This is a genomic window from Pseudarthrobacter sp. NKDBFgelt, assembly GCF_046097905.1.
GTDB lineage: Bacteria > Actinomycetota > Actinomycetes > Actinomycetales > Micrococcaceae > Arthrobacter > Arthrobacter polychromogenes.
Window position 1 is genome coordinate 1 of record NZ_JBJURL010000167.1, and the last position, 1,778, is coordinate 1,778.

Here is a 1,778-nt window from a genome sequence, read left to right on the forward strand (position 1 = left end):
CTGGCCGCCGCGGCCGCGGCGGCGCTTCCTGTCAGGACGGACACCGGGCTGGCTGCTGTCCGTGCGCTGCGCCTCGATGCGGTTGCCCTCAGCGCGTGCTTCCGGGCGGTGCTCGGCACGCTGCACGTGATGCTCGGCAGCAACAATGTTCGCCCGGCGGTGTTCCACCGGGTCATCGTGGGTGACCACGCCGCGGCCGGCGCAGGCTTCGCACTGCTCGCCGAACACCTCAAGGAGCCCCGTACCCATGCGCTTACGGGTCATCTGCACCAGGCCCAGGGAGGTGACTTCGGCAACCTGGTGCTTGGTGCGGTCACGGCCCAGGCACTCCACCATGCGCCGCAGGACCAGGTCCCGGTTGGACTCCAGGACCATGTCGATGAAGTCGATGACGATGATGCCGCCGATGTCGCGGAGGCGGAGCTGGCGTACTACTTCCTCTGCGGCTTCCAGGTTGTTCTTGGTGACTGTCTCTTCCAGGTTGCCGCCGCTGCCGGTGAACTTGCCGGTGTTGACGTCCACGACGGTCATGGCTTCGGTCCGGTCAATCACCAGCGAGCCGCCGGAGGGCAGGAAGACCTTCCGTTCCAGGGCCTTGTGGATCTGCTCATCGATCCGCCAAGCACTGAAGATGTCCTGGTCCTTGGTCCACTTCTCAAGCCGGCCCACCAGGTCCGGGGCGACGTAGGTGACGTAGGCCTCGATGGTGTCCCAGGCTTCCTCGCCGGAGACGATCAGCTTGGAGAAGTCCTCGTTGAAGACGTCCCGGACCACCTTGATGGTGAGGTCCGGTTCGCCGTAGAGCAGCTCCGGGGCGAGGATCTTAGTGGACTTCGACTGGCTTTCGATGCCCTCCCACTGGGCGCGCAGCCGGTTGATGTCGTGCGTCAGCTCTTCCTCGGAAGCGCCCTCCGCAGCCGTACGGACAATCACGCCGGCGTGCTCAGGAAGGCGGTCCTTGAGGATCCGCTTCAGGCGGTTGCGTTCGACGTCGGGCAGCTTCCGGGAGATGCCGGTCATGGAGCCGCCGGGAACGTACACCAGGTAACGGCCGGGCAGGGAGATCTGGCTGGTCAGGCGCGCGCCCTTGTGGCCCACCGGGTCCTTGGTCACCTGGACCAGGACGGTGTCGCCGGACTTCAGCGCGTTCTCGATACGGCGCTGCTTGCCCTCAAGGTTGACGGCCTCCCAGTTCACCTCGCCGGCGTACAGCACGGCGTTGCGGCCGCGGCCGATATCCACGAAGGCAGCTTCCATGGACGGCAGGACGTTCTGGACCTTGCCCAGGTAGACGTTGCCGATCAGGGAGTCCTGCTGGGTCTTGGACACGAAGTGCTCGGCCAGGACGCCGTCCTCGAGGACAGCGATCTGGATTCTGTCGTCGCGCTGGCGGACGATCATCTGCCGGTCCACGGATTCCCGGCGTGCCAGGAACTCGGCTTCGGTAATGACGGTACGGCGGCGGCCGGTATCGCGTGATTCGCGGCGGCGCTGCTTCTTGGCTTCCAGGCGGGTGGAGCCCTTGACGGACGTGACGCGATTGTTCACGGCCGGCTCGCTCACGGCGCGCGGGGCGCGGACCCGGGTGACCGTGTTGGGCGGATCGTCGTCTTCCCCGCCCGTGAGCTCGAGGTCCTGGTCGCCACGGCGGCGGCGGCGACGACGGCGGGAGGTCACGCCTTCTTCGGCTTGCCCGGCGGAGTCCTCATCAGCGTCCTCGGCGGCGTCGCTGTCTGCGGCAGCGGCGCCGTCGGCTTCTTCACCGTCACGCTCGCCGG

At 67.1% G+C, this 1,778-nt stretch carries 1 protein-coding gene; it reads right to left on the reverse strand.

The window, feature by feature from the left end; all coding sequences use genetic code 11:
- On the reverse strand, window positions 1-1,778 hold a 1,778-nt coding region (locus ACKAE7_RS20915), incomplete at both ends, for an Rne/Rng family ribonuclease (protein WP_408980209.1).